The 21,583-nt window shown below is 61.0% G+C and carries 15 protein-coding genes; 6 read left to right on the top strand and 9 right to left on the bottom strand.

Annotation, left to right across the window (positions count from 1 at the left end):
• Window positions 1-21: 21 nt before the first annotated feature.
• A complete protein-coding gene (locus ACTG2U_RS07435; protein WP_439974301.1) occupies window positions 22-1,974 on the bottom strand; it encodes a cation:proton antiporter domain-containing protein in 1,953 nt (650 codons plus the stop codon).
• 118 nt (window positions 1,975-2,092) lie between these two features.
• Between ACTG2U_RS07435 and ACTG2U_RS07440 the strand changes: the two genes are divergently transcribed.
• Window positions 2,093-2,995 (top strand): GGDEF domain-containing protein, encoded by a 903-nt coding sequence (locus tag ACTG2U_RS07440; RefSeq protein WP_005347848.1) that lies wholly within the window; start codon window positions 2,093-2,095, stop codon window positions 2,993-2,995.
• A gap of 78 nt (window positions 2,996-3,073) precedes the next feature.
• On the opposite strand, the gene tilS is transcribed toward ACTG2U_RS07440, so the two are convergent.
• Window positions 3,074-4,432 carry a tRNA lysidine(34) synthetase TilS gene (gene tilS / locus ACTG2U_RS07445; RefSeq protein ID WP_439974302.1) on the bottom strand — a complete coding sequence of 453 codons (1,359 nt, stop codon included), beginning with the start codon at window positions 4,430-4,432 and terminating at the stop codon, window positions 3,074-3,076.
• Between the two features lie 180 nt (window positions 4,433-4,612).
• Here tilS and ACTG2U_RS07450 point away from each other — a divergent pair, with 180 nt between their 5' ends.
• Together ACTG2U_RS07450 and ACTG2U_RS07455 are read left to right on the top strand one after the other, a co-directional pair.
• Window positions 4,613-6,646: a M13 family metallopeptidase gene (locus tag ACTG2U_RS07450; RefSeq protein WP_439974303.1), complete on the top strand. Its 2,034-nt coding sequence runs from the start codon at window positions 4,613-4,615 to the stop codon at window positions 6,644-6,646.
• 58 nt (window positions 6,647-6,704) lie between these two features.
• Complete coding sequence (locus tag ACTG2U_RS07455) at window positions 6,705-7,142, top strand: PliI family lysozyme inhibitor of I-type lysozyme (protein ID WP_144714705.1); 438 nt, start codon at window positions 6,705-6,707, stop codon at window positions 7,140-7,142.
• A gap of 76 nt (window positions 7,143-7,218) precedes the next feature.
• On the opposite strand, the gene pdxY is transcribed toward ACTG2U_RS07455, so the two are convergent.
• The 6 genes from pdxY to ACTG2U_RS07485 all read right to left on the bottom strand — a co-directional run bounded on the left by pdxY (window position 7,219) and on the right by ACTG2U_RS07485 (window position 16,701).
• On the bottom strand, window positions 7,219-8,079 hold the full coding sequence (pdxY, locus tag ACTG2U_RS07460; RefSeq protein ID WP_439974304.1) for a pyridoxal kinase PdxY: 861 nt from the start codon (window positions 8,077-8,079) through the stop codon (window positions 7,219-7,221).
• Window positions 8,080-8,172: 93 nt separating this feature from the next.
• Entirely contained in the window at window positions 8,173-10,305 is a 2,133-nt protein-coding gene (locus ACTG2U_RS07465; protein WP_042079860.1) for a lysine decarboxylase CadA, read from the bottom strand.
• A 77-nt stretch (window positions 10,306-10,382) separates the two neighbouring features.
• Window positions 10,383-11,717, bottom strand: coding sequence for a cadaverine/lysine antiporter (gene cadB, locus ACTG2U_RS07470; protein WP_100646560.1), 1,335 nt, complete (start codon window positions 11,715-11,717; stop codon window positions 10,383-10,385).
• 756 nt (window positions 11,718-12,473) lie between these two features.
• The gene (cadC, locus tag ACTG2U_RS07475) at window positions 12,474-14,027 is read right to left on the bottom strand and encodes a lysine decarboxylation/transport transcriptional activator CadC (RefSeq protein ID WP_042079863.1); all 1,554 of its coding nucleotides are present in this window, start codon (window positions 14,025-14,027) and stop codon (window positions 12,474-12,476) included.
• Between the two features lie 392 nt (window positions 14,028-14,419).
• Window positions 14,420-15,700, bottom strand: a complete 1,281-nt coding sequence (gene yjeH, locus ACTG2U_RS07480) for an L-methionine/branched-chain amino acid transporter (protein WP_439974305.1) — start codon at window positions 15,698-15,700, stop codon at window positions 14,420-14,422.
• Between the two features lie 101 nt (window positions 15,701-15,801).
• Entirely contained in the window at window positions 15,802-16,701 is a 900-nt protein-coding gene (locus ACTG2U_RS07485) for a LysR family transcriptional regulator (protein WP_439974306.1), read from the bottom strand.
• 155 nt (window positions 16,702-16,856) lie between these two features.
• Here ACTG2U_RS07485 and ACTG2U_RS07490 point away from each other — a divergent pair, with 155 nt between their 5' ends.
• Complete coding sequence (locus tag ACTG2U_RS07490) at window positions 16,857-17,879, top strand: MBL fold metallo-hydrolase (protein ID WP_439974307.1); 1,023 nt, start codon at window positions 16,857-16,859, stop codon at window positions 17,877-17,879.
• 91 nt (window positions 17,880-17,970) lie between these two features.
• Window positions 17,971-18,690, top strand: a complete 720-nt coding sequence (locus ACTG2U_RS07495; RefSeq protein WP_021229181.1) for a substrate-binding periplasmic protein — start codon at window positions 17,971-17,973, stop codon at window positions 18,688-18,690.
• Between the two features lie 91 nt (window positions 18,691-18,781).
• Here ACTG2U_RS07495 and ACTG2U_RS07500 read toward each other — a convergent pair whose 3' ends face one another.
• Complete coding sequence (locus ACTG2U_RS07500; RefSeq protein ID WP_005338498.1) at window positions 18,782-20,074, bottom strand: HAAAP family serine/threonine permease; 1,293 nt, start codon at window positions 20,072-20,074, stop codon at window positions 18,782-18,784.
• A 498-nt stretch (window positions 20,075-20,572) separates the two neighbouring features.
• Here ACTG2U_RS07500 and ACTG2U_RS07505 point away from each other — a divergent pair, with 498 nt between their 5' ends.
• Complete coding sequence (locus tag ACTG2U_RS07505; protein ID WP_042055187.1) at window positions 20,573-21,511, top strand: LysR family transcriptional regulator; 939 nt, start codon at window positions 20,573-20,575, stop codon at window positions 21,509-21,511.
• Window positions 21,512-21,583: the final 72 nt, after the last annotated feature.

Raw genomic sequence — 21,583 nt, forward strand, 5'->3', positions numbered from 1 at the left:
CGCCGATGAGTCCGAGGGAACTCAGCGTCCCTCCAGCAAACGCTGCTCCGCCTGCTCCATTGCCACCACGGTACCAAACAGGATCAGCCGATCACCGGCCGCCAGCAACAGCTCGGGTCTGGGTTCCAGACTTTGATCGCCACGCTGCACCTCCTTGATCCGCACCTCATCGAGCGGCAGCTCGCGCACTTCACGGCCTACCGCCCACGCCTGATCGTGCAGCAACAGCGGATGGAGGCGTTCAAGCAGCTGATCTGCCTCCAGATTGCTGGCACTCTGATCCCCCCAGTAGAAGCCGTGCAGGAAGCGATACTGACTGCTGCGCTCCAGCTCCATCCGGCGGATCACCCGACCGATGGGGATATCGCAATTGAGCAGCAGGTGGGAGACCAGCATCAGGGCCCCCTCCTGGGATTCAGGGATCACCTCGAAGGCCCCCGCCTGCTTGTACTGCTCCAGAAAGCTGTCATCCCGGGTGCGCACCAGCACCTTGAGATCCCCCGCCAATTCGCGGATCAGTGCCAGCATCGCCTCCACCCGCTTGCGGTCATCGAAGGTGATGATCACCAGCCGTGCTCGCAGCAGACCGGCTGCCAGCAGAATATCGCGGCGGCTGGCATCGCCGAAGGCCACCTGCTCCCCCGCCAGCTTGGCCTCGCTCACCCGCTCCGGGTCAAGATCGAGGGCCAGAAAGGGGATCTCCTCGATCTTGAGAAAGCGGGCACAGGTCTGCCCGGCCCGGCCAAACCCGGCGATGATGACATGCTGGTTTTTGCTCAGGCCCGACTGGGCGACTTCGGAGCGGGTCAGCAGCGCCGGGTCGGTCAGGCTGCGGGCCAGCGAATGGGCCTGAGTCACCAGCCAGGGGGTCATGGCGATGGAGATGATGCCGATGCCGATCAGCAGGGAGACCAGTTGTTGATCCAGCAAGCCGTGGTGCAGTGCCAGCGCCAGCAGCACGAAGCCAAACTCCCCCACCTGACTGAGCATGATGCCGGCGGCCATGCTGTCGCGCTTGCGCTCCCCCATCAGCCGCCCGGCCAGCAGTACCAGCAGGGATTTGCACAGCACCAGCAGCACCACGCAGATCAGCACCTGCCACCAAGCCCGCGCCACCAGCTCCCACTCCATGGCCATGCCGATGGTGATAAAGAAGAGCCCCATCAGCACATCGCGAAAGGGCTTGATGTCTACCTCAAGCTGATGACGGTAGTGAGACTCCCCCAGCATCATCCCCGCCAGAAATGCCCCCAGCGCCATCGACAGCCCGAGCGAATGGGTCATGTAGGCGGCCAGCAGCGCCACCAGCAGGGCGCTCAGCACGAACAACTCGTCGGAGCGGGCCCGCGCCACCTCGTGAAACAGCAGCGGCAGCAACCACTTGCCCACCGCCAGCAGAGTGAAGAGAGCAAACAGCCCCTTGAGGGTGGCCCAGGCGATCTCGGCGGCAAGGGCGCTCCCCTGCACTTCCGGCTGGGCGAGGATCGGAATCATCACCAGCAGGGGCACCACCGCCAGATCCTGAAACAGCAGCACGCTCACCCCCAGCTGGGCCCGGCGGGTATGGAGCTGCTTCTGCTCGCCGAGCTGCTTGATCACCACAGCCGTGGAGGAGAGAGCCAACGTTCCCGCCACCACCAGCGACTGGGCCAGACCCAGCCCCCACCACCAGCCGATGGCGAAAAAGAGCAGTGACGTGAGCAGCACCTGCAACATCCCGACCCCCAGCACCAACCGGCGCATCGCCAGCAATTTCGGCAGGGAGAACTCCAGCCCCAGCGAGAACATCAGAAAGACGATCCCGAGCTCGGCAATGGTCTGCATGATCGACTGGCCGGTGATCACCGCCAGCCCGTGGGGGCCGAGCAAGACGCCGGCAATCAGGTAGGCGAGAATGACCGGCAAGCCGAGGCGCCGGAAAGTTGCCACCAGCAGGACGGCGGCGAACAGCAGGATCAACAGGTCGGTGTACAAATTTTCCTCTCCTTTTATCGACTTAAGCTTAGTCAGCCGATCTGGCGGGCAGGAAAGATATATTGGGCATGCCAATTGCAGAGAGGAGACAGTAGTCAGGTGTTACAGGTGGAAGACCATGGAAAATACGTCGTCACTTAATGGCTTTAGCCATGGCATCGAGCAGTGGGTTCGCCAGATGGAGCGGCTCACGCCGTTGCCCAGCGTTGAACGCAACCAGTTGCTCGAGCAGTTGTTGGGGCAGAGCGATCTCGGCGGTCTGCTGACAACTTTTGCCGATCGTGCGGCAAGAATTGTCAGGATCCACGGTCTCTACCTCGATTGTGGCCAGCCCCATGTGCTGATCCAGCACCCGCCGCTGGCCACCCTCAACCTGCACAACTATCCGTTCGAGCTGCGCGGCCAGCACGGCCAGCTGCTCGGCCAGCTTCACTACGAGCTGGAACATCCGCTGAGCGGCAGTCAGCAACGGGTACTGATGCAATACCATCAGCTGCTCTGCCTGCTGCTGCCCCTCTATCTGCGGCTGGAAAAACTGGATCAGCTGGTCCGGCTCGATCACCTGACCGGCCTTGGCAACCGCTCCTACTTTGACGAGGCCATCGGCCGCGCCATCGAGCAGCACAGCCGAGAGCCCCACGGTCTGGTGCTGGTGCTGCTGGATCTCGATCGCTTCAAGCAGATCAATGACACCTGGGGCCATCCGGTGGGGGATCTGGTGCTGAGTCGCTTCGCCCAGCTGCTCAAGGGGTGTATCCGCAGCACGGATCAAGCCTTCCGGCTCGGGGGAGATGAATTTGCCCTGCTGCTGCAACCGGCCGAACCCGAGGCGTGGCGCCCGGTCTGGCTGCGACTGCAGCATATGTTGATGACCAACAAGGAGCTCAGCACCTTCTCGGTCGGATGCAGCCTTGGCGCCGCCAGCTGGCAATCCGGGGTCGATGTGCCGAGCCTCTACGAGGCGGCCGACAGTCACCTCTACGCCCGCAAAAAAGCCGGCAAGGCCAGCCCTAACGAATAATCCCGAACTCTTCTTTGCTCCGGCACATGCGCGCCATGTGACCGGAGCTTCTTTTTTTGGGGTTACGCCGAGATCACCTCAGGCAAGATCCTGCTCGGGCATGATGGGGGCGGCACCGCCACCCTGCCAGTGGCACACCAGCCCGGCCCCCTGCGCCATAAAACCGTCGCAGATAAAGAGCCCCACCGCCGCCGCCGCCTGCTCGCCATAGTAGAGGATGGGGATGCGCCCCCGCTGCCACGAAGGCACGCCATACTCCTGCAGCAGCTTCTTCATCCGCCGACTGCCGCTTCGCCCCACCGGTTTGAGGGGGATCCCGGGCGCTACCTGAAAACGCACCGAGAGGGGCTCATCCGCTCGGGGGGCACGCAGCAGCCCCTCGCCGCTCTCCGCCATACTCACCACCAGCTCGCCCAAACCGTCCGGCAGGGTCAGCGGCTCACCCACGGTCAGCGGCAATACCTGATGGCAAGGTTGCAGGTCAGGGCTCACCAGATAGAGTCGCTCCTGAAAACGGCGACAGCTCTGGCGCCCCCAGTTGAGCTGGGGATTGGCATCACCGCGCGCCAACGCCACCTCCTGCCACAGCCGGGCAAGCTGCTCGCGGGATGGCATCTCCCCCCCCTGACGGCGGATCCAGTAGCGCAGCAGGTTGTTGCGCCGGGTGGGTGAAAGGGCGTGCAGCGGGCCGATATGGAGCGCCTCCCCCTCGCCCGCCAGCAGCCAGTCGCTCTCGGCCAGCTCATCCAGCAGCGCCTCCTGCTCGGCGCACAGGGCCATGCTGCGTGCAGCGGTCTGGGCCATGGCTGGCCAGCGCGCCTTGAGCTGGGGGATAAGCGTCTGGCGCAAAAAGTTGCGGTCATAGCTCACATCCTGATTGCTCTCATCCTCCACCCAGCCAAAGGGGAGGCTAGCCGCCGCATCGGCCAGCTCGGCGCGACTCATATCGAGCAGCGGCCGCAGCAACAGGCCGCCAGCAAAGGGCTGGCTTGGCAGGATCCCCGCCAGTCCACGCAGACCGGCGCCGCGCTTGAGGGCCAGCAGCAGGGTCTCCAGCTGATCGTCCTGATGGTGGGCGGTGAGCAGCCACTCCCCCTCCCGCATCCGGGCGGTCAGCCGCTGGTAACGGGCGGTGCGGGCCTGCGCCTCCAGACTCTCGCCATTGCCGCGGGCCAGAGTCACTCGCTCGACCAGCAGCTCCACCGCCAATTGCTGACACACGGCTTCACAATGAGCGACCCACTCATCGGCATGGGGACTGAGGCCGTGATGCACGTGCAGGGCGCGAAGTGGCAGGCTGTGCTCGCGGGCATACTGCGCCGCCAGCACCAGCAGCAGGGTGGAGTCGAGGCCGCCACTGAAGGCCACCAGCAGACCGGTGGAACCTTCTGGTGCTGGCATAGTCAGACAAAAGCGAGAATAAAGATGAGAAATCATAGGCTTCCCCAAAACGGACCGGCCGATCTTAGCAGAGTCGGGCTTATCAAGCTGCAACCCTGCTGCTAGAGTGAGGCTCGCCCGCCCTCTCCACCAGGCTGGCCGCAAGGCGGTCGCACAACCGGTTGGAGCAAGGAAGATGGGCAGGGAAGCAAACAATCCGAATTGGAATCAAACAAGATGAACAATAAGAAAAGCTTACTGGCCGGCCTGATTGGACTGGCACTGCTGGCTGGCTGCAGTCAGGTACCGCAAGACTCCCCCAAACACTCCGGGCTGGCGCTGGCCAATATGGACACCCAGGTCAAACCCGGCGATGACTTCTTCCGCTACGTCAATGGCAAGTGGCTCGCCACCGCCAAGATCCCCGACGATCGCCCCGCCGATGGCGCCTTCTACATGCTGCGGGACAAATCCCTCGCCGATGTGCGGGTGCTGGTCGAGGGGCTGGCCAAGCAGGAGGCCGCCACCGGCACGCCGACCCAGCAGATCCGCGATCTCTACGCCAGCTATCTGGATCAGGCAGGCCGTGACGCCAAGGGGCTCACCCCGCTGGCACCGGCGCTGGCCGACATCGATCGGATCGGTGATCAGGCCGCGCTGGCCCGTGCCTTTGCCCAGTCGGGCCGCATGGGCGGCGGCGCGCCGTTCGGCATCTGGATCGACGCCGATGCCAAGTCTCCCGACCGCTATGCGGTCTACCTCTATCAAGGTGGACTGGGGCTGCCGGATCGGGACTACTACCTCAAGCAGGATCCCGACAGCCAGGCCCTGCGCCAGAAGTACCAGCAGCATATCGCCGCCATGCTGAGCCGCCTCGGTGAGTCTGACCCGAGCGGCAAGGCCAAGCGGATTCTGGCCCTCGAAACCCGGCTCGCCACCATCCAGTGGGACAACGTCGCCCTGCGGGATCGGGAGAAGAACTACAACAAGCGCCCCGCCAGCGAACTGGCACGGCTCGCCCCTCATCTCGACTGGCAGGCCTATCTGAACGCCGCGGGCATTGCGGCCCAGCCGGAGCTCATCATTGGTCAGCCGACCTATCTGAGCGCGCTGGATCAGGTGATGGCCCAGACCCCCATCGCCGATTGGCAGGCCTACCTCAAGTGGCAACTGCTGACCGACTACGCCCCCTATCTCGACAGCGAGACCGACCGCGCCAACTTTGCCTTCTACGGCACCACACTGAGCGGCACGCCCAAGCAGCGCGCCAGCTGGGAGCGGGCGCTCGGGGTGCTGAACGATCATCTGGGTGAAGCGGTCGGCCAGCTCTATGTGGCCCGCTACTTCCCGCCAGCGGCCAAGGAGCGGATGGAGCAGCTGGTGGAGAACCTGCGCACCGCCTACGGCCAGAGCATCAAGGAACTCGACTGGATGTCGCCCGAGACCAAGGCGCAGGCACTCGAGAAGCTGGCCAAGTTCCGCCCCAAGATCGGCTACCCCGACAAGTGGAAGGATTACAGCGCCATCACCATCAAACCGGATGATCTGGTGGGCAACCTGCAACGCTCGCAAGCCTTTGAATATGCAGACAGTCTGGCGCGCCTCGGCAAGCCGGTCGACCGGGACGAGTGGCACATGTCGCCGCAGACGGTGAACGCCTACTACAACCCGAGCAACAACGAGATCGTCTTCCCTGCGGCCATTTTGCAGCCCCCCTTCTTCGACATGACAGCGGATGACGCTGTCAACTACGGCGCCATCGGCGGGGTGATCGGTCACGAGATGGGCCACGGTTTTGATGATCAGGGGGCCAAATCCGATGGTGACGGCATGATGCGCGACTGGTGGACGCCGCAAGATCTCAAGGAGTTCCGCTTCCGCACCAGCCGTCTGGTGGCCCAGTACAACCGCTTCGAGCCCATCAACGGCCAGTTCGTCAACGGTCAGTTCACCCTGGGGGAAAACATAGGTGATCTCGGTGGCCTCACCATCGCCCACAAGGCCTACGAACTGTCGCTCGATGGCAAAGAGGCGCCGGTGCTGGATGGCTTCACCGGCGAACAGCGCTTCTTCCTCGGCTGGGCGCAGGTGTGGAAAGGGATGTATCGCCCCGAGCTGATGCAGATGCTGCTGCGCTCCGACCCCCACTCGCCCCCCGAGTACCGGGTCAACGGCGTGGTGCCGAACATTCCCGCCTTCTACGAGGCATTCAACATCCAGCCGGGGGACAAGCTCTATCTGCCACCCCAGAAACGGGTGAAGATCTGGTAGCAACATCACGGCGGGCTCCCCGGGAGCCCGCACTCAAGAGACAGCAAGAGGTTGCAAGATGAACAGAGCATTGATGATGGCAGGGCTGCTGACCCTGCCGCTGGCGGCACAAGCCGAAGAGGGATTTAGCAAGCAGCTGACGCTGCCCTCCGGTCAGGTGATCCGGGTAGCGCAGGGGACAGGTGAACCCGCCTCCATCGGCAGCTATGACGTGCGGCTCTACTCGGGCCAGAACGCCCAATTTCCACTGGATGAGTTTCAGGATGGCAAGGTGATGGCTCGCAACGGCTTTATCCGGGAGCTGAAACTGGTCGATTTGAATGGCGACAAACAGCCCGAGCTGGTGGTCATCATCGAGAGCGCCGGCAGCGGCAGCTATCAGGATGCCGATGCCTACACCGTCAGCCCGCAAGGGGAGCTGGAGATCTTCAACCAGGTCAAGGAGCTGGAGCCCAAAGAGGATGTGGTCAAGGCGCTCAAAAGCCCGCAGGACTAAGCCCTCTCCCGACATCTGAAATATAAAAAGCCCTGATGATCAGGGCTTTGTTGTTTCTGCTGTTGGTACAAACAGCTCAGAGGCGGGTCGCCCGGATGGAGACCTGCGGCAGCGCCATCTCGTGCTGGGCCGCCACCAGTTGCAGCTCGTAAGCCCCCGCCAGCCAGGTCCGGGACAGCACTGCATCAACGCTGGCGTTGGTAAGTTCGAACGCCGCTACCGGGGTACAACCCGCCAGCAGATTGGCCAGCATGGTGGCGCTCAGCAGATCCCCCACCCCGATGGGGTGGCGGGCAAAAGGGTAGAGCGGGCGGGAGAGGTGAAAGGTCCCCTCCTCGCACACCAACAGCATTTCGAAACGGTCCATGGCAAAACCGGCCTTGCCCAGATGCTTGACCATCACCAGCTTGACCCCTTGCGCGCGCAGCTGCTGGCACGCCTCGATGGCCTCCGGCACATTGCGGATATCGCGGCCGGTGAGCTGTTCCAGCTCCAGCAGATTGGGGGCCAGCATATCGGCGCAGGCCAGTGCCCTGGTTTTCAGAAAATCGTCGACGCCGGGTGCCACTATGCACCCCTTGTCGGGGTGACCCATCACAGGGTCACAAAAGTAGAGGGCGGCCGGATTGATCGCCTTGAGCCGAGCAACCGCCGCCAGGATCTCCTCCCCCTGTTCGGCTGAGCCGAGGTAGCCGCTCAGCAGCGCATCGCACTCGGCCAGCACGCCGATCTCCGCCAGGCCGTTTACCAGCTGACGGATATGGCCGCCGGGCATCACCATCCCCTGCCAGCCTTCGCGGTATTGGGTGTGGTTGGAGAACTGCACCGTGTTCATCGGCCACACCTCGATCCCGAGGCGACGCATGGGAAAAACGGCGGCGCTGTTGCCGGCACAGCCAAAGACTACGTGGGATTGAATGGAGAGCACTCGCTTCATGGTTGGCGACTCACGCAATAAGAACAGGAATTCCGGAGGGAAAAACGGGCCTTGCGGCCCGTTGTTGTCACTTTCGACTGTTGTCACTGTCGATTAACGCAGCACCTTGACGGTGTAGCTGCCATCGGCCTGACGATAGAGGCCGTGGATGTCGGTCTCGAAACCCGGGTAGTGGGCACCGATCTCGCACAGCATCTCGAGGAACTCGAGCACCGGCAGAGAATCCTGGGTCACCATCTCGCCCGGCAGAACCAGCGGTACTCCCGGCGGGTACGGCAGGATCATGTTGGCGCTGATGCGGTCAACCATGTCACGCAACGGCACCTCTTCCAGATTGCCCGCCAGCTCTTGCTGCCATGCAGCATGCGGGGTCATCTTCATCTCCGGCAGTACGTCGAACGCCTTGAACATCAGCTCCGGCAAACGGTATTTGCAGGTCAGATCATGGATGCTCTGGGCCAGCTCCTGAATGCGCATCCCTTCGTAGAAGCTCGGGTCTTCACGATAGAGGCTCGGCAGGATGTTCTTGATGGTCAGGTTCAGGTCATAACCACGCTTGAACTCGGTCAGGGCGCGCAGCAGCTGCATCGCCTTGGACTGATCGATACCGATGGAGAACAGGAACAGCATGTTGTAAGGGCCGGTCTTCTCGACCACGATGCCGCGCTCGTCCAGGAACTTGGAGACCAGAGAGGCAGGGATGCCCTTCTCCAGCAGCTGGCCGTCACGACCCATACCCGGGGTCAGCAGGGTGACCTTGATCGGATCCAGGTACATGTGGTTGTCATCGATGTCCTTGAAGCCGTGCCAGTCATCTTTCGGATCCAGCTTCCAGCACTCGACGGTGTCGATGTTGTCCGGCTGCCATACGTCGAAGAACCAGCCTTCGCTCTGATCACGCAGACGCTTGATCTCTTTGCGGAAGGAGATGGCGCGATCGATGGAGTCCTTGATCAGACGCTTGCCGGTGTTGCCACGCATCATGGCAGCGGAGATCTCGGTCGATGCCACGATGCCGTACTGCGGCGAGGTGGAGGTGTGCATCATGAAGGCTTCGTTGAAGGTCTCTTCCTCCACGTCACCCTTGATGTGGATCATCGAGGCCTGGGAGAAGGCCGCCAGCAGCTTGTGGGTGGACTGGGTTTCATAGAACACCTTGCCCGGCATCGCTTCGCCGCTCATGCCGCACTTGCCTTCATAGATCGGGCTGAAGTTGGTGTAAGGCACCCAGGCACTGTCGAAGTGGATGTAAGGGGTATCCAGACTCTCCTTGATAAAGCCGGTGTTGTAGAGCAGGCCATCATAGGTGGAGTTGGTGACGACGGCGTAACGGGGAGCCTGGGCACCCGGTGTCGCGGCCACCTTGGCAGCGATGGTGTCGCGGCTGAATTCGCTCTGCGGGATACCGCCCAGAATGCCGTAGGCGTTGCGGGTCGGACGGAAGTAGATCGGCGTCACGTCGTTCATCATCATCAGGTGAGTGAGCGACTTGTGGCAGTTGCGGTCAACCAGCACAGTGCTGCCGGCCGGTGCGGAGAACATGCCGACGATCTTGTTGGCAGTGGAGGTGCCGTTGGTAACGATATAGGAGCGATCGGCGTTGAAGGTACGGGCGATGTACTCTTCGGCTTCCTTGTGCGGACCGGAGTGATCCAGCAGGGAGCCCAGCTCCGGCATGGAGATGGAAACGTCAGCCTTGAACGCGTTCGGGCCATAGAAGTCATAGAAGATGCTGCCGGCCGGGCTCATCTGGAAGGCGGTACCGCCCATGTGACCCGGAGTACAGAAGGTGTATTTACCCTCTTCCACGTACTTGAACAGCGCCTTGGTGAACGGCGGCAGGATGGCGTCTTGATACTCCTGAGTGGCCTGACCCATCTTGAGGGCAATGTCGTCAGCCATGCCGAGACGGTACTCGAAGAAGTGCACGTTCAGACGCAGGTCGGTCAGGTGAATATCCAGAGTGGACTGGTCGTTGGCGAAGGCGAAGATCGGCAGCTTCTCGTTGCGATCGTGGATCTCCTTGCACAGACCCAGGGAGTATTTGTCCCAGTCGAAGATGGCGCCGCAAACGCGGGGATTCTTCTCAATCAGTTTCAGCAGGTCGGCGACGTCGACCGGATAAACAACCTCGAAACCCTTGCGCTCGAGGGAGGCTTGCAGCTGGCGAATGGGTTCTTCTTTAAAGAAAACGCCGAGGTGGTTGAGGATGGCAATGATATTCATCGTAATGCTCCACACGTAAAGGGGCACTCTCCATCAGGGATGGTGAGTGAAGAGCGCTCGGAAGATAAAAGGGGAAATCAGTTGCTGGGTTGTTCGTTCAGCAGGGCATCGTGCTGACGCAGACCCAGTTTTTTGGCGTAGAACATCAGGATGATGAGCGACACCACGAAGGTAGCTGTGAGGTTGGAACCCTTGGCCCCCATCAGGGCTACCAGACAGAAGACGCAGGCCACACCGGAGAAGATCATCGCGCCGATGCTGCGGGAGGTCATGCCCTCGAAGCGGATCAGGTTAATGCTGGAGTAGAAGTAGGGCAGCATGGTCAGCAGCACCGCATCGGTAGTCAGCACGTTGAAGAGATCGGCAGCGTGAGCGGACTGGGAAGTGAAGGCGGTCAGGCCAACCATCAGGGCAGTCATCTTGAGGGAGCCCAGGATCAGACCCTTCTTGGCTACGCCGTTCTTGTCCACTTCGCCGTAGATTTTCGGGAAGTTGCCGTCGTTGGCGGCACGCTTGCCCGCCTCGCCCACCAGCATCATCCAGGAACCGAGCGAGGTGAAGCAGGCCAGGGCGGTGAAGGCAGAGACGAAGGGTGCAGACCAGCTACCGAAGATGGCGGAAGAGGCCATGGCAAACGGGGCACCGGAGGCAGCCACTTCACCGGCCGGGAACATGCCGCTGATCACCTGGGTAGAGAGGATGTAGATAACACCCGCGATACCGGTACCCAGCATGGTAGCGAGCGGTACGGTGCGCTTGGGGTTCTTCACCATGCCGGAAGAGACGGCGGCAGATTCAACACCGACGAAGGACCAGAGGCAGATCAGCACGGCGCTGATGACCGCATGCAGGTCGCTGCCGCTGGTGGTGTTCCAGTTCTGGCTGTAGACGGTGGCATCAAAATGACCCCAGCCCATCACCGCAGTACCGACAACCGGCAGCAGGATCAGCACCAGACCCAGGGTACAGAGTCGGCTCACCCAGCTACCGCCAAGCAGGTTGACGAAGGTGAAGATCCAGACGGCAGCGATGGTGGCTGCGGCGGCCGGAATTGGGCTGTTGAGAATGGGGAAGAAGACCGAGAGGTAGGAGACGCCGGTAATGGCGATGGCCAGGTTACCGATCCAGTTGGCGTGGTAATAAAGCACACCGGTCTGGAAACCGAACACCGGAGAGATCTCGCCAGCGTAAGCAATGGGGCCACCCTCTTGCGGGTTCTTGGTAGCAAGGCGGGCGAAGACAAAGGCGAGGCCCATGGCGCCTACCAGACAGATTGCCCAGCTAAAGACAGAGATGGAGCCGATGGTGGCCAGTGCCGAAGGCAGCAGCGCAATACCACTCCCCATCATGTTGCCGGCCACCACACCTGTACAGGCGATAAGGCCAATCTTCTTGCTCGTATCTAGGGACATAAGATCTCCGGTTCTATAAAAGGTCGGGTCGTCACATACACATTTGGCGGAACGCCCCGCCAAAGAATGGGCACAGACTAGGCCTCTCATCCCCGGAAAACATAAAGACCAGCTAACGGATAAAAATATGAGGCAACTTTTTTCGCCGCCTCATTATTTTTGATAAAAATCATTTAAAAACAGCACCTTGACATCATGGCGCACCGCCATCTTGATAAAACCTTGATATCCGACCGCCCCGTTTCTGCCCCTTGATAACCCTCTTATCTCGCCGTCTTGATATTTTTGGCCAGATAAACCCGGGATAAAGCAGCTCCCATTGCGCCCCCCTGCCCTTGCGGCCATTTGGAAGCCCTGCTGATCATCACCCTAAGTGGCCGCTCACCTCCTGCTTTCCCCTTCGCTCGGCTCATCACAATCCAAACTCAGAGGTAAAGCGCAACGGCGATAACCGGTAAGCAATGAGAAATGGGTCGAGACAGACAGCTTATCCCGCCGCCAACAATGAGCAGATGTCACAAGCTGCGTGCACGGCGTGAAGCCGAACAAACGCGAGTGCAGCGAATGCCGCGTGCAAGGCAAAGGCAAATGGGGATAGTGGGGAGCTGCGGGGGATAAATCATGACTCACCAGAGCGACTATCCCCGGTAGCAAACAAGCAGGATTGAAACAAGCAGAAACCGCACAGGCCGCCCGAAGGCAGCCTGTGGATGAGGTCGGCAACCGCACCGACCGGGGGAAAACCAAACTGCGGTGTTAAAAGAGCTTCACCTTGCTCTGGCCCAGCGCATTGAACAGAGCCGGAGTGAGGCTCTCCATATTGCTGTAGAAACCGAGCTGCTGGCAGAGCAGATAGGTCTGCTCGGTCGCCTCCATCAGGAAGGCCTGACTGTAGGCATCCCCCGCCGCCTCGGGGCGACCATCCAGCTCCGCCAGCTTGCCCTGCAGTATGTAGTAGAGCACCGAGCGGCCGCGACTCGCCGCCTTCTCCAGCAGATAGTTGGCCTGCTGTTGCTGGCCGTTGAGGATCGCCTGCAGGGTCAACGCCTCCCACACCCGGGCTGGTAGGGCGCCGCTGTTTTGCACCACGCTGGCGAGATGGGTGCCAATCCCCTGCAACCGCTCGCTCTCGGATTTGCCCGCCAAGGTGGCCAGCGCCTCGCCAGCCAGATAGCGCTCCGCCAGCAGCAGCGGCTGATCCGGATGGGCAATCAGCGCCTGCTCCAGCAGATCGATACCCCGCTTGAGGGCGACCGGATCCCGGCTGTTGATGTAGTACTGCGCCTCCATCATCGCCATCAGGGAGGCATCATCGGTCGGCCAGCCCATCCCCGGCTCGGCATCGGGTTGGTCGAGGGCGCGCAGCAGATCCTGGCTGCTCGCCTGCAACACGCCGTGCACACTGTGGCGACTGAGCTGGTACTGATGGCTGAACAGCACCCGGTTGGTGTTGATATTGCGATACTCCAGATCGAGATAGGTGCCGCGCGGCTGGCGGGTGACCCGCACACTCAGCTCCTTGCCGGGCATGATGCCCCCCATCAGAGTGGTGGCGCCGTACTGCACCCGCAGCGGCGTAGCCACGGCCACCTCCCCCATCAGGGCGCGGGTAATGCCATCGGCGAGGCGCACGTTCTCGTTGTTGTCATCCATGCCGGAGTGGAAGCGGAACACCAGCAGATTGGGATCCAGCATGGCATGCACTTGGGGGCTGGTGTGCTGGTAGCTGAGCATGCTGACAATGGCGATCAGCACGATGGCAACGAAGATATCGAAACTCACCATCTTCCAGCGGCTGCGGGCATCCTTGGCATGGGTGGAGATGGCGCGAGTCAGGGGCCCGGCGGGAAAAGGGGCGACATTGGGCTGTGCATCATCATCCTGCTCAGCCGCGGGCGGGCTCAGATCGGAGAGAGTCGGGTTGTCGGAGAGAGCGGTATTGACCGCAGGAGCAGGCTGCTCGTCCGCCATCACCACGGAAACCACCTGCAGCGGCCGCACCGGTGCCACCAGCTTGTAGCCGCGCTTGGGTACGGTGACGATATAGTCGGTCGCATCGGTGCGACCATCTTTGAGGATCTTGCGCAGTTCGAAGATGGACTGGGTCACCACCTGATCGGTCACCTCGGCGCCATCCCACACCTCGTTGATCAGGGCATCGCGGCCAAACACAGTGCCGGCATTATGGGCAAGAAACCGCAACAGGTTGACCAGCCTGGGTTCGAGGTAGACCTCGCGGTCGGGGCGACACAACATGTTGTCGTCAACGCTCAGGGTCCAGTCGTGGATCTCAAAAACCGATTCGCTCATGATTCACTCGCTGCAGATGGTGACAATGCACGATGAGAGAGACGCAAAACCCGGGCTGACTGAACGGAACAAGGCGCTATCACCACAGGTGACAGATAAAAAGAGAACCGAAGCAATCACATCTCTGAGAGTCAGTCTGGCCAGGCCATCCTGTTTACGTCTGAAGGGCATCCTTGCGGGCATTCCGACCACCGGGATCGGAAGGGATCACTTTAAGCAAAACGGGAGCTGGATCCCACTTTTTTTGGCTATAAATCGCCGTTGAGTTGATCCGACACCGCACTTTTCGGCAAATAGCGTGCCAACTAGTATTCATATGAACATCCCATATGCCGTAATCAAAAAGCCCTGAACATCAGGGCTTTCTCATTTCTTCGACCATCGGGGAGGCGTTACTTCGCTACCGGGAGCGCATCCTGCTGACGACTGCGGCGCAGATGACGCCGCCACAACGAGAAGCCGCCGTAGCCAAGACTGAGCACCACCGCATAGAGCACCTGAGTGGCGAGCGCCACCAGCACCAGAGCGCAGAGCAGCACGCTTATCCCCGCCAGCCCCTTGCCTACCCCGCCGAGCAGACGCCAGCCCGCCGCCATGCAGAGCAAATAGACCAGCACGAAGTTGCCGTTGGCGTAGCGGATCAGCTCATCGAGCGGCAGTCGCAGCCAGATGATAAGGGTGATGCAGATCAGACAGATGGCGAGCACCAGAGTGAGCGCCCGCAGCGGCGCGCCGCGCGCGGTGAGCACGGCCAGCGAGGGGGGCAACTTGCCTTCCCGCGCCATGCTCCAGATCAGCCGGGCAAAGCCCTGAATGTAGATGTTGATGCTGGCAAAGCAGGAGAGGTAACCGAGCACCGCCACCAGCCACTTGGCGGTGGGGCCGAACAGCAGCGCCAGCAGGGAGGGAATGGCGGTGGCGTTTTTCGCCTCATCGCCGTAGAGGCCATATTTGAGCACCACCAGCGAGTGTACCCAGTAGATAAGCCCTGCCAGCAGCACACCGCCGAGCAGGGCGATGGGGTAATCCCGCTCCGGCCGCTTGAACTCCTCCCCCATATGGGCGAACGCTTCCAGCCCGACGAAACACCAGAACATCACCGCCAGCGCGGTGGCCATAGGGGGCCACTCGTCCGCGCTCGGCAGCGGCCGGGCCGCATCGCGCCAGCTCACCTCCCCCTTGAACCAGATAAGCAGGGTGAGCCCCAGAATGGCGAGCGCAATCAACAGTTGCAGGTTGCCGGAAGATCGCGCCCCGCGCAGCCCCAGCAGAAAGACCCCGAGCAGGGTGAGCAGCTGGATGGCCCAGAGGGTCCACTCCCCCATATCAAACAGGGCGTGCCAGAAACCGGCGGCAATCATCAGGGCGGCAGGCAGCCCCACCGGCAGCACAGCCAGAAACAGGAAGGCGGAGAAGCGCTCGGCGCCGTTGCCAAAGGCGAGGCCAATCAGGTGCGGCGCGCCGCCCGCATGGGGATAGCGACGGCCGAGGCGAGCGAAGGTAAAGGCGATGGGCAGCACCAGCGCAATCAGCAGCAACCAGGCCCAGAGCGAGGCCCCACCCGCTAGCGAGGCGGCGGTCGCCGGTACCACGAAGATCCCGGTGCCAAGCAGCGAGGTGGCGAGCAGCCCCATTCCCTGCCAGAGCCCGAGATCCTTTTTCAACCCAGACATATCCTTTTGTCCCGACTAGAAAAACATCCCGCCATGTTAGGCCTGCTCCGCCCCTTTGTTAAGCACGATGGTTAAGCGCGGCGGCGAGAATATGCAGCCTTTTATTCGGGCTCGGGCCCAGCTTGCAGGGATTCGGCCAGAAAATCCCCCAGCAGGGTGATCTTGAGCACCTGCCGCCGCGCCGCCGGATAGATGAAGTAGAGGGTCTTGGCTGGGCTCTGATAGCGACCAAGCAGCGGCAGCAAACGCCCCGCAGCGATATGATCACTCACCTGTTCGGCGGGCTGCAAGGTGATGCCAGCCCCCGAGAGCGCCGCCGTCAGCAGCGCCGGCCAGTGATTGATGCGCAGGCGCGAGGCGACCCGCACCTCCTCGCTCTGGCCATCCTCACCGACAAACTGCCAGCGCTCATGCTCGCCCCAGTTGCCGTGCAGACACTGGTGGAGGGCGAGATCGGCCGGATGACGGGGCACGCCGTGGCGATTGAGGTAGTCGGGGGCCGCGCAGAGGCGGTAGTGCTGGGTCAGCAACGGACGGGCGATCAGCGCCTCATCCTGCGGGCGCAGGGTACGGATGGCGGCATCGAACCCCTCCTCCACCAGATCGACCCAGCGCGGGGTGAGCTGCAGATCCAGATCCAGCTTGGGGTAGCGGTCGAGAAAAGCGGGCAGCAGCGGCACCAGCCGGTGGTGGCCAAAGCTGAGGGGGGCGGCGATGCGCAGCCGTCCGGCCGGCTCGGCCAGCAGATTCTGGGTGAGCGACTCGGTCAGTGCCAGCTCCTCCAGTACCCGCTGGCAGCGAGCCAAAAACAGCTGGCCCAGTTCGGTGAGGGTCTGCTGGCGGGTGGTCTTGTGAAACAGCTTGCCCCCCAGCCACAGCTCCAGTCCCAGCACATGCTTGCCCACCATCTGGGCGCTGATCCCCTCTTCGCTCGCCACGGCGCTGTAGGAGCCGAGATCCACCACCCGGGTGAAGATTCGCATGCTGGTCAATCGGTCCACAACCCCTCCTTTTTGCCCGTTTCAAGGCCGTTTGGCCCGCGACAAGGGCCCTGATTCACAACCAAAAGTTTAGTAAGAATTGGATTTTAGCCAATTTATTTAACTTTTAGTTGCCAATACAGTGATGCCATCCCTCCCCCACAGGATAAATTCCCATGAAAAGCACCTATCTGGCCGCCCTGCTGGTCGGTCTGCTGGCTACCGGTGTCAGTCAGGCTGCCGAGAGCAGCTTTATCAGCAACCACGATCAAGCCCCTGCCTCAGCAACTCAAGCCCGGCCCGATATCTTTCGGGTCAGCCTGCTCGGCACCGGCACTCCGGTGCCCCAGATCAGTCGAGGCGGCTACAGCACCCTGGTCGAGGCAGGCAACCAGAAGCTGCTGTTCGATTTTGGCCGCAACTCCGCCACTCGCCTGTGGCAGCTGCATATCCCCATCGGCCGGGTCAACGCCTTCTTCCTCACCCACTTTCACTCCGACCACACCAACGGGCTGGCGGATCTCTGGCTGACCGGCTGGCTGCAACCGGCCTATGGCCAGCGCCACGCGCCGATGGAACTCTACGGCCCCAAAGGCACCACAGCTCTCGCCCGTGGCTTGCAGCAGGCCTACGCCACTGACATCGCCACCCGGGTCAAGGATGAGGGAACGCCGCTGGATGGGGTGGAGATCAACAACCACGAGGTCACCGCCGGGGTGGTCTACGACCAGGACGGGGTCAAGGTGACTGCCTTTGACAACGACCACGGGGTCAACATCAAGCCGTCATTCGGCTATCGCATCGACTACCACGGCCACAGCGTGGTGCTCTCCGGCGATACCCGCTACAGCCCCGAAGTAGTGAAGCAGGCCAAAGGGGCCGATCTGCTGGTGCACTGCGTCTCCATGACCTCTGCCGAGCAGATGAAGGCCAACCCCGGCTACAAGGCGATCGCCGGTCACCTCGCCTCCCCTGAGCAGGCGGCCCGGGTAATGAACGAAGCCAAACCGGCGCTGACCGTGTTCAGCCATATCGGCCTCAACGGCAAGATCAGGGTCAAAGATCTGGCGCAGGATCTGCGTGCCCGCTACACCGGCCCATTCGTCATCGGCAACGACCTGATGCAGATTGATCTGCCCACCACGGCCTCCGGCAAGGGCTATGCCCTCTGGCAGTCGGAGAATATCGACAATAAATAGCTGGCACGGATGCCGGTCAGCCATGGCCGGCATCCGCAATCGACACCGGGGGCTATCTTTAAGGGGTGTTTGACCACAAGGAGTTATCTCTATGAGCCTGAAATGGAAGCACCTCGCCCTGGCCACTCTTCCCTTGTTCGGCATGACGGCCGCGCAGGCGGCGGTGTTGACCAGCCTTGAATGGCCCCCTTACACCAGCGCCAGCCTCCCTGAACAGGGCAAGAGCAGTCAGGTGGTGACCGCAGCCTTTGCCCTGGCTGGCGACCCGCTGACTATCAAGTTCTATCCCTGGCAACGGGCCGTGGACGAGGCGACCAACAACCCCGAGGTACTGGGTTATTTCCCCGAGTATCTCGACCCCAAGAGCAGCTGCCTCTTCTCCGACCCCATAGGTAACGGCCCTCTCGGGTTTGCCCAGCGAGCCGATCAGCCGGTCACCTGGCAGAGCCTTGATGACCTCAAGGGCAAGAAAATTGGTGTCGTCACCGGCTATGTGAATACCACCGAGTTCGACGAAAAAGTGGCCAGCAAGGCGCTCTCGGCTGACGCCACCAGCTCGGACAGCCAGAACCTGCTCAAGCTCGGCAACGGTCGGCTCGATCTGGCGGTTATCGACCAGAATGTGATGACCTATCTGCTGGAGAGCGATCCCCAGCTCAAGGACGTTGCCGCCAACCTCGGCTTCAACGGCAAGATCCTCGAGGACAAGTCTCTCCACGTCTGCTTTACCAACTCTGCCAAGGGGAAAGAGGCACGGGACAAATTCAACAAGGCGCTGGCCAGCGACGAGGTGAAGAAGTTGATGAAGTAGCGATACCGCATCCGCTCGGCGCCCCAAACAGCCATAAAAAAAGCCGCCTCTTGCGAGGCGGCTTCTTCATTCAACTTGGTAACCGGAGTTATCAGGCAATCAGCTTGTAGATGATACCGGACATGGCGATCAGGCCGATGATGGTCACGAAGCCGTTGCTGATGTTGCCAGCGTATTTGCGCATGGCCGGAACCTTGGTGATGGCGTACATCGGCATCAGGAACAGCAGCATTGCGATGATCGGGCCGCCCAGGTCTTCAATCATGCCGAGGATGCTCGGGTTGATGGTAGCGATGGCCCAGGTGGTCAGGATCATGAACACGGCAGTGACTTTGTTCAGTTGCTTGGTGTCAACGTTCTTGCCCTTCTCGCGCAGCGCCTTGGCCATCAGGCCGTTCATGCCTTCTTGCGCCCCCAGGTAGTGACCCAGGAAGGATTTGCTGATGGCAACCATGGCGATCAGCGGAGCCACAGTACCGATAACCGGGTTATCGAAGTGGTTGGCCAGGTAGGACAGGATGGAGATGTTCTGTTCTTTGGCAGCAGCCAGGTCAGCCGGGGAGAGGCTCAGTACGCAGCTGAATACGAAGAACATAACGGTCATCACCATCATGACGTGGGCGCCCAGCAGGATGTTGCTGCACTTCTTCTCGGCACCTTCACCGTAACGACCTTTGTTGTCCACCGCGAAGGAGGAGATGATCGGGGAGTGGTTGAAGGAGAATACCATTACCGGGATAGCCAGCCACAGGGTCTTGATGAAGTCACCGTTGAAGGCGTCGGACAGGGCCGGAGCTTCAGTGATGATGGCACCGTTCCAGTGCGGGATCAGGTAGAACGCCAGACCCATCAGGGTGAGCACGAACGGGAATACCAGCACGCTCATCGCTTTGACGATAACCTGGCCGCCCAGACGAACAACCGCCATCAGACCGAGGATCAGAGCCAGTGACAGAACGGCACGGGGAGGTGCAGACATGCCCAGCTGGTGAACAATCACGCTCTCGACGGTGTTGGTGATGGCGACTGAATACATCAGCACGATCGGGTAGATGGCAAAGAAGTAGAGCAGGGTGATGAATTTGCCTGCGGTCTTGCCGAAGTGCTCTTCTACTACTTCAGTGATGTCGCCATCACGGGTAGAGCCGGACAGCACGAAGCGGGTCAGACCACGGTGAGCAAAGAAAGTCAGCGGCAGCGCCAGGATCAACATGGCAACCAGCGGCCACAGGCCACCTACACCGGCGTTGATTGGCAGGAAGAGCACACCGGCACCGATCGCGGTACCGTACAGACCCAGCATCCAGACCACATCGGCCTTGTTGACGCCGCGGGAGGTGTTGCTGGCTAAACGACCATCAGCTGCAATATTCATGTCAGACATACGTTGTTCCTGTCATCTAGGAAAATGGGATTCTTGTTTGGTCGGGCCTTGGCCCGGTTCCATCTCCCTGGAACGCCTGCTGTCCGTCCTTGATATTAACCTCTCGCCCCCCGGCAACCTGGCCATCACTCCTTGTGACAACAGGATTGCAACAAACAACAGTGCGAGATTTTGACCCTGAGGGTCGGAGCCCGTCTCACTTAACAACCGATTAACGTGCACCACTCTTGATGGGCTGACTTTAATTAAATGCCCTTATTAATCACAGCGTTTTTTTGAATTAATCAACCAAAGTTTGATTTTGGTCGCCTTTCGGATGACTAAGATCACACTCAAAGCGCCTTATTGTGAGTTTTTTTTAACAATTCAACTTAGTTTCACTGGAATCAATGGCCTGCGAGCAGCTACATATTTGCAACAAACCACCCGTTTAGCGCGGATTGTGTGCAGCACGGCCTTGGCGTACCCTTGTGACTTACGCCTTTTTGTTGATTGATGATGACCATTACCCGTACCGATCTCGCCGAACTGGCGGTGTTTGCCGCCGTCGCCCGTCACCGCAGTTTCAGCAAGGCCGCCCTCGAACTCGGGGTCTCCGCCTCCGCCCTCAGCCACAGCCTGAAGGGGCTGGAAGCAAGGCTGGGGGTGCGGCTGCTCAACCGCAGCACCCGCGCCGTGGTGCCGACCGAAGCGGGCCAGCGGCTGCTCAAGCAGCTGCTCCCCACCCTCAATACCTTGGAAGAGGCGCTTTGCGAGCTGGCCCGCAACAGCGACGAGCCGGTGGGGCGACTCAAGCTCTGCGCCCCCCGCGGCGCCATCGACAGCCTGCTGGCACCTGTGCTGATCGACTATCTGGCCCGTTATCCGCGGATGCAGGTGGAGGTAGTGGAACAGGAGCTGATGCCCCGGCTGATTGAAGATGGTTACGATGCCGCGCTCTTTTATGGCGATCTGCTGCCCAAGGAGATGATCGGCATCCCCCTCGGCCCGCCCCAGCGTTATCTGGTGGTGGGCTCCCCGGCCTATCTGGCGGAGCACGGTACACCGGAACACCCGAGCGAGCTGAGCCGCCACGCCTGTATCGGCTATCGCCTCACCCCGCACCACCACTATCGCTGGGCCTTTGCCGCCGATGGCACCATGCTGGAGATCGAAGTGACCGGGCCGCTCACCACCAGCACCCCGGCCCTCTATCTGGGCGCCGCCGAGGCGGGGTTGGGACTCGCCTACTGTCTGGAAGAGGAGGTGAGCCAGAAGGTCGCGGAGGGGAAACTGCTCACCGTGCTGGAGCCCTGGTGCCCCACCTTTGCCGGCTTCTACCTCTTCTATCCCAGTCGGCATCAGCTGGGCAGCGGCCTGCGCATCCTGATCGACATGCTCAAGGCGCACTACCAAAACCCCGGATTAGTGAGTAATACTCAGCAATTCATCAAGTGAAACCCTGATTATCACCAAATAAGTATTAATCTAGACTAGCTGTTCGATAATCGAACTCCCCGAGAGAACAGA

It is taken from the genome of Aeromonas sp. 95A, from assembly GCF_051919235.1.
In the GTDB taxonomy this organism is placed as follows: domain Bacteria; phylum Pseudomonadota; class Gammaproteobacteria; order Enterobacterales; family Aeromonadaceae; genus Aeromonas; species Aeromonas veronii.

Excerpts from the sequence above, each read along its gene's own strand:
- ACTG2U_RS07495 (WP_021229181.1), top strand. The coding sequence starts at position 17,971 with ATGAGCCTGAAATGGAAGCACCTCGCCCTGGCCACTCTTCCCTTGTTC.
- cadC (WP_042079863.1), bottom strand. The coding sequence starts at position 14,027 with ATGAGCGAATCGGTTTTTGAGATCCACGACTGGACCCTGAGCGTTGAC.
- ACTG2U_RS07450 (WP_439974303.1), top strand. The coding sequence starts at position 4,613 with ATGAACAATAAGAAAAGCTTACTGGCCGGCCTGATTGGACTGGCACTG.
- pdxY (WP_439974304.1), bottom strand. The coding sequence starts at position 8,079 with ATGAAGCGAGTGCTCTCCATTCAATCCCACGTAGTCTTTGGCTGTGCC.
- ACTG2U_RS07490 (WP_439974307.1), top strand. The coding sequence starts at position 16,857 with ATGAAAAGCACCTATCTGGCCGCCCTGCTGGTCGGTCTGCTGGCTACC.
- yjeH (WP_439974305.1), bottom strand. The coding sequence starts at position 15,700 with ATGTCTGGGTTGAAAAAGGATCTCGGGCTCTGGCAGGGAATGGGGCTG.
- tilS (WP_439974302.1), bottom strand. The coding sequence starts at position 4,432 with ATGATTTCTCATCTTTATTCTCGCTTTTGTCTGACTATGCCAGCACCA.
- ACTG2U_RS07455 (WP_144714705.1), top strand. The coding sequence starts at position 6,705 with ATGAACAGAGCATTGATGATGGCAGGGCTGCTGACCCTGCCGCTGGCG.
- ACTG2U_RS07505 (WP_042055187.1), top strand. The coding sequence starts at position 20,573 with ATGACCATTACCCGTACCGATCTCGCCGAACTGGCGGTGTTTGCCGCC.
- cadB (WP_100646560.1), bottom strand. The coding sequence starts at position 11,717 with ATGTCCCTAGATACGAGCAAGAAGATTGGCCTTATCGCCTGTACAGGT.
- ACTG2U_RS07440 (WP_005347848.1), top strand. The coding sequence starts at position 2,093 with ATGGAAAATACGTCGTCACTTAATGGCTTTAGCCATGGCATCGAGCAG.
- ACTG2U_RS07465 (WP_042079860.1), bottom strand. The coding sequence starts at position 10,305 with ATGAATATCATTGCCATCCTCAACCACCTCGGCGTTTTCTTTAAAGAA.
- ACTG2U_RS07500 (WP_005338498.1), bottom strand. The coding sequence starts at position 20,074 with ATGTCTGACATGAATATTGCAGCTGATGGTCGTTTAGCCAGCAACACC.